This is a genomic window from Streptomyces oryzae (assembly GCF_017676365.1).
GTDB classification, from domain to species: Bacteria; Actinomycetota; Actinomycetes; order Streptomycetales; family Streptomycetaceae; genus Streptomyces; species Streptomyces oryzae.
On sequence record NZ_JADKMA010000295.1, the window covers coordinates 1 to 5,830 of the forward strand.

At 69.3% G+C, this 5,830-nt stretch carries 6 protein-coding genes; 1 reads left to right on the forward strand and 5 read right to left on the reverse strand.

Annotated elements, in window-relative coordinates; all coding sequences use genetic code 11:
* On the reverse strand, window positions 1-490 hold a 490-nt coding region (locus ITI46_RS32710; protein ID WP_209243579.1), incomplete at its 3' end, for a DUF1266 domain-containing protein.
* A gap of 243 nt (window positions 491-733) precedes the next feature.
* Between ITI46_RS32710 and ITI46_RS32715 the strand changes: the two genes are divergently transcribed.
* On the forward strand, window positions 734-1,303 hold the full coding sequence (locus ITI46_RS32715) for a hypothetical protein (protein WP_209243580.1): 570 nt from the start codon (window positions 734-736) through the stop codon (window positions 1,301-1,303).
* A 94-nt stretch (window positions 1,304-1,397) separates the two neighbouring features.
* Here the strand turns inward: ITI46_RS32715 and ITI46_RS32720 are convergent, their stop codons facing one another.
* The 4 genes from ITI46_RS32720 to ITI46_RS32735 form a co-directional block, all read right to left on the reverse strand.
* Window positions 1,398-2,267: a sugar phosphate isomerase/epimerase family protein gene (locus tag ITI46_RS32720; protein ID WP_209243581.1), complete on the reverse strand. Its 870-nt coding sequence runs from the start codon at window positions 2,265-2,267 to the stop codon at window positions 1,398-1,400.
* Complete coding sequence (locus tag ITI46_RS32725; protein WP_209243582.1) at window positions 2,264-3,283, reverse strand: Gfo/Idh/MocA family protein; 1,020 nt, start codon at window positions 3,281-3,283, stop codon at window positions 2,264-2,266. Before ITI46_RS32725 ends, ITI46_RS32720 begins: the two co-directional genes overlap by 4 nt.
* An 88-nt stretch (window positions 3,284-3,371) precedes the next feature.
* Window positions 3,372-4,829 (reverse strand): sugar porter family MFS transporter, encoded by a 1,458-nt coding sequence (locus ITI46_RS32730; RefSeq protein WP_209243583.1) that lies wholly within the window; start codon window positions 4,827-4,829, stop codon window positions 3,372-3,374.
* A 9-nt stretch (window positions 4,830-4,838) separates the two neighbouring features.
* Window positions 4,839-5,789, reverse strand: coding sequence for a TIM barrel protein (locus tag ITI46_RS32735; protein ID WP_209243584.1), 951 nt, complete (start codon window positions 5,787-5,789; stop codon window positions 4,839-4,841).
* Window positions 5,790-5,830 lie beyond the last annotated feature (41 nt).

Here is a 5,830-nt window from a genome sequence, read left to right on the forward strand (position 1 = left end):
GGGTGGCGCGCAGGCCCTCCATCCACACTTTGCGCACCAGTAGATAATCCGCGGCGAACGCCTGCCACGAGTCGTAGGCGGCCACCGTGGGTTTGACGGTGGCGTGCAGCAACTGCCAGGCGGTCGCGGCGTCCAGGTGGCCCGCGGCGTAGCCCTTGCGGACGACATCGACGTAGAGGGCCACGTCCCAGGCCAGCGGGTCGGTTCCGGTCTGCGCGCGCAGCGAGGCGCGGTAGCCGTTCCTCAGCAAGCCCTCCAGCCTGCCCAGCAGTTCGTCGCGGTCCGGGATCTCCCACTCCTCCCGCAGCCAGCGCTCCGCCTCGGCGTCGTCGCGCTGCCGGAAGGGGTACAGGGTGGTGCGCGAGGCCTCCCGGCCGCGGTTGACCGGCGCTGACAGGGAGACCAGCCACAACTGGTGGGTGGACAGGGGCGGTTCGTGCGGCGGGGGAGCGCTGGGCTGCCGGCGGAACCGCTGGAACATCTCGAACATGCTGCCGCACCCTACTCGTCGGCGTGGACGGTGCGGACGCCGAACCTGTGCGAACGGAATCTGCCGACTTTCTGCGGCTGTGCGGAGTCTCCCGGACGGTGGTGACGCACTGCTGACGGCCCATTCCCTGGCCTGATCACTTCGAACGCACGGAGGCAGGGCCCAGGCCCTCTCCCTCGCCGGGTGCGGCGCACCTAATGTCATCAACGCACAGTGTCGGTACTACTACTGCATGGAGTCGACATGTTCACTCGCGCCGCCCGCAGGATCCTGACCGCCGTCGCCGCCGCGGCACTCACCGGCACCGCTCTGGCCGCCGCGCCTGCCGCTGCCGACTCCTCGACTCGGGCCGTGCCCTCGGGGGAGTTCACCGCGGTCAGCCAGGTGACCGGCAACTACATGATCCCCGACGACACCAAGGGGAACCCGGGCACCTACCTTCAGGTCTACCCCGCCACTGCCGGCAAGGACTGGAAGACCACCTGGCGCTTCGTCCAGGTCGCCACCTCCAACGGACGGCCGGTCTATCAGCTGCAGAGCTCCGCCGGGGCCTGCGCCACCAATGAGAACGGGGAGAACAGCATCGTCTACCTCCGCGACTGTTCCGGCTCGACCCGCAACAAGGACCAGTGGTGGCTCCTGGAGCCCGTTCCCGGCACCGATCCGCAGAACCCCGACTACGGCATCGTCTCCTACCGCGACGAGGACCTGGCGCTGACCGCACGCGGCGAAGGGGACACCTACATCGACCTCAAGCGGATGTGGGGCGACCACCCCTCACAGCGCCAGGGCTGGCACTTCTACTCCGCCTGAGAGACGGCTGAGCTCCGCCGCAGGATGCGCTCCCTGGGGGAGGGGCGGGCCGCTCCCTCCCCCAGGGCCCCCGGACCGTGCTCGCCGCACCGCCTCAGGCGGCCAGCTCCTTGGTGATCCGCTCCAGCATCATGGCGGACGACTCGCGGGCCCGCTCCTCCCAGGCGAAGACGCAGGCGGTGGCGACGCCGTCGAAGCCGAGTTCGCGCAGGGTGCCGAAGAAGGCGTCCCAGTCGACCTCGCCCTGGCCGATGTCCAGATGCTGGTGGATACGGGCCGGGGTGCCCGGGGGGTTGAGGATGTAGCGCAGCCCGGACGAGCCCTTGTGGTTGAAGGTGTCCGCGATGTGCACATGCCGGAGCTTGTCGCCCGCGTAGCGCAGCATCGCCGCGATGTCGGCACCGGTCTGCGCGGGCCCGGAGAGATGGAAGGAGTGCGGGGCGCAGTAGAGGTAGCCCACCCAGGGCTTGTTGATGGCCCGTACGAGGTCGACCGCGGGGGCGTTCTCCTCGCAGAAGTCGTCGGGGTGCGCCTCCAGGTTGAGGGCGATGCCCTCGCGTTCGAAGACGGGCAGCAGCTCCTCCATGGAGCGCCAGAACGCGGCCTCGCTCTCGGCTGCCCGCTCCGGGCGGCCGTTGAACTCCGAGTTCATCAGCGGGCATTCGAGCTCGGCCGTGACCTCGATCATCCGCTTCCAGTAGCGAACGGCGGCCTGCCGTTCGGTCTCGTCGGGCGAGGACCACTTGTACAGCGGCAGCACGGAGGAGAGCTGCACACCGTGCCGGCGCAGCGCGCCCTTCAGCTCGGCGACGCGTTCGTCGTCGGCCCGCGGGTGCAGGAAGAACGGCATGAAGTCGTCCCGCGGCGACAACTCGATGTAGGGGTAACCGAGTTCGGCGACCGTGCGGACCATCTCGTCCAGCGGCAGCGCGCGGAGCATGTACGGGTCGAGCGCGATCTTCATGCGGGGCCTCCGTAGAGGGCGGGCCGGGGCTTCATGTCGACGGTCACGGGCTGCTGGTCCGACTCGAGCGAACGGACCGTGGCGTCCGTGATGACGGTGGCGGCGTAGCCGTCCCAGGCGGACGGTCCTGTGGGCGCACCGCCCGCCTCGACGGACGCGATCCACTCGCGGAACTCGGTGTCGAAGGCGTCGGCGAACCGGCCCTTCCAGTCCTGGAGCACAGCCGTACCGTGCTGCCCCGCGGTGCGGACGCCGACGGCCGCCGGGTCGGGCAGCCTGGCGAGTCCCGTCTCACCGACGGTCTCGCACTGGATGTCGTAGCCGTACTGGCAGTTGACGAAGACCTCCAGATCGATGCGCACCCCCTGCGCCGTCTCGAACAGCATGATCTGCGGGTCCTTGAGGTGCTCGAACCGCCTGCTGGTCGCGCGCGGGGTGATCACCTGGGCCGAGACGATCTCGTCGCCCAGCAGCCAGCGCAGTACGTCGATCTCGTGCACGGCCGTGTCCTGCGCCGCCATGGCGGAGTGATAGGAGTCCGGCACGGTGGGGTTGCGGTGGGCGCAGTGCACCATCAGCGGGGTGCCGATGGAGCCGCCGTCCAGCACCCCCTTCAGCTGCCGGTACCCGGCGTCGTAGCGGCGCATGAAGCCCACCTGCACCAGCCGGCGGCCGTACGCGCACTCCGCCTCGACGATGCGCAGACAGTCCTCCGCTGTGGTGGCGAGCGGCTTCTCGCAGAAGACGGGCTTGCCCGCCGATATCGCGTTCAGTACGTGCTCGGCATGGGTGGGGCCCCAGGAAGTGACGAGTACGGCATCGACGTCGTCGTCGGCGATCAGCGCCGGACCGTCGGGCAGGGCGCGGGCGCCGACCCGGGCGGCCGTCTCGGCAGCGCGGCTGCTGTCGATGTCGGTGACCGCCGTGACCTGGGAGCCCGCGACGACATCGGTGAGCCGGCGGATGTGGTCCTGGCCGATCATTCCGGCGCCGATGACCCCTACGCGCACAGTCATGGGGGATTCCTTTCTACGGTCCCCGGGGCGCGCCGCCGGCCGGTGTCGGCCGACGGTGCTCCCGGGGACGGGACAGACGGGGGAGGGATCAGGAGAAGCGGGCGCGCAGATCGTCCTCGAGCTGTTCGAGAGTGCGCCCCTTGGTCTCGGGGACGAACAGCTTCACGAAGGCGAAGGAGAACAGGCCCGCCACCACGAACAGGAAGAAGGTGTTGGAGACCCCGATCCCGGAGACCAGGGAGGGGAAGACCAGCCCGATCACGAAGTTGGTCAGCCACAGCACCACGGCCGCGACCCCCATCCCGAAGCCGCGCATCCGCGTCGGGAAGATCTCCGAGAGCATCAGCCAGGTCACCGGCGAGATCGCGCCCTGCTGGAAGGCGAGGAAGGTGATGGTCATGGCCAGCACCGCGAAGGCGCGTCCCATGCCGGAGTCCATGGTCAGTGAGAAGACGCCGATCAGCAGCAGCGCCGCGGTGGTTCCCAGCTGCCCGGTCATCAGCATCGGGCGGCGGTTGACGCGGCCCAGCAGCCAGATGCCCACGAACGTCGCGAGCACCGAGATCACACCGTTGGCGATGTTCGCCACCAGCGCGTTGTTCGACTCGAAACCGGCCTCGGTGAGGATCTGGGTGCCGTAGTACATGATCGTGTTCACACCCGTGATCTGCTGCACGATCGCGATGCCGAAGCCCACGAACATCAGCTTCCGCACCCACGGGGTGGCCCTCATGTCCTTCCAGCCGCCGAGCTTCTGCTCCTCGTCCTTGACGGCCAGCGCGGTGACCTCGCTCAGCTCGGCCTCGGCGCGCGCCTGCGACCTGACCTGCTGGAGCACCTTGAGCGCGTCCGGGAAGCGGCCCTTGGAGGCCAGCCAGCGCGGGCTCTCCGGCATGACCAGCATGCCGAACCAGAGCACCACGGCCGGCAGGGTCGCCAGCACCAGCATCCAGCGCCACACACCGCCGGACTCGCCGCCCACCTGGGCGAGCGCCGCGTTGCAGGAGAAGGCGAGCAGCTGGCCGGTGACGATCATCAGCTCGTTGCGGGTGACCAGCGCACCGCGGCGCTCGGCCGGGGAGACCTCGGCGAGGTAGACGGGCACCGTCACCGACGCTCCACCGACCGCGAGGCCGAGCATGAACCGGGCCACGATCATGACCTCGGTATTGGGGGCGAGGGAGCAGCCCAGCGCGCCGATGAAGAACACCGCGGCCAGCAGCAGAATGTTCTTCCGCCGTCCCCGTGCGTCCGAGAGCCGTCCGCCGGTGACCGCGCCGAGTGCCGCACCCAGCAGCAGCGAGCTGGTGACCATGCCCTCGGTGGCGGGGGTCAGGCCCAGGTCGTCGGTCATGTACGGCAGCGCGCCGTTGATGACGCCGGTGTCGTAGCCGAAGAGGAGACCGCCGAAGGTGGCGATCATCGTGATGAGCCGCAGCCGCCGCCGGACGGTGGGCGGTGCCTCGTGCGTGTCGTCGATCTTCGTGGAGGGCGCTGTGGGCGCCGGGTTCGCGTCGTCTCTGGTCGCGTCGTCTCTGACATCCATGGCGGCCTCCTACCGGTTGTTGTTCGGACGGCGGGTTCCGGTCAGGCCGCAGGCGGCCAGGTGCTCACGGGTGCGCACCGCGATGGGAAGCGGCACCTCGGGAGCGCAGGGGTACAGGTCCTGCTCCACGATGACGAACAGCTCGGCGTCGAGCCGGGAGAGCACATCCACCACCTCGGCCGGCTTCGGCACACCTTCGGGCGGCGACACGCACACACCTCGCTTGACGGCCTCGCCGAAGGAGAGCTTCTCGGCGGCCACCTGCGCCAGCACCGCCGGGTCCATCTGCTTGATGTGCACATAGCCGACCCGCTCGCCGAAGCGGCGCACGAGATCGAGGTTGTCACCGCCGCCGTACGCGACGTGACCCGTGTCCAGACACAGATTCGTGTACCTGCTGTCGGACTCGTTGAGCAGCCGCTCGATCTCGGGCTGCGTCTGGATGTGGCTGTCCGCGTGCGGGTGGAGGACCAGCCGGATGTCGTACTCGTCGAGCAAAAGCTTACCGAGCCGGTCGGCGTTCCGGCCGAAGCCGGCCCACTGCTCGGCGGTCAGCTCGGGCGACTCGGTGAACTCACCGGTCTTCTCGTCCCGGTACATGGGCGGGATCAGCACGAGATGGTGCGCGCCTGCGGCAGCTGTGAGTTCTGCCACCTGCCGGACGTGGGCCAGCATCTCGTCCCACACCTCGGGACGGTGCAGCGCCCCGAAGGCGGTACCGCCGGAGACCTGCAGCCCGCGCACGGCCAGCTCTTCGGCCAGGACGGACGGGTCGGTGGGGAGGTAGCCGTAGGGCCCGAGCTCCAGCCAGGTGTAGCCGGCCTGCGCCAGTTCGTCGAGGAAGCGGGTGTAGGGGACCTGGTGCTCGTCCTCGGGGAACCAGACTCCCCAGGAGTCCGGGGCCGAGCCGAGACAGAGATTTCCCGCGACGGTACGGAGCGGGGATGGCGCCGTTGCCATGTGGATCAGTCCTTACGGGAGGAGGGGGAAAGGGGAGGGGG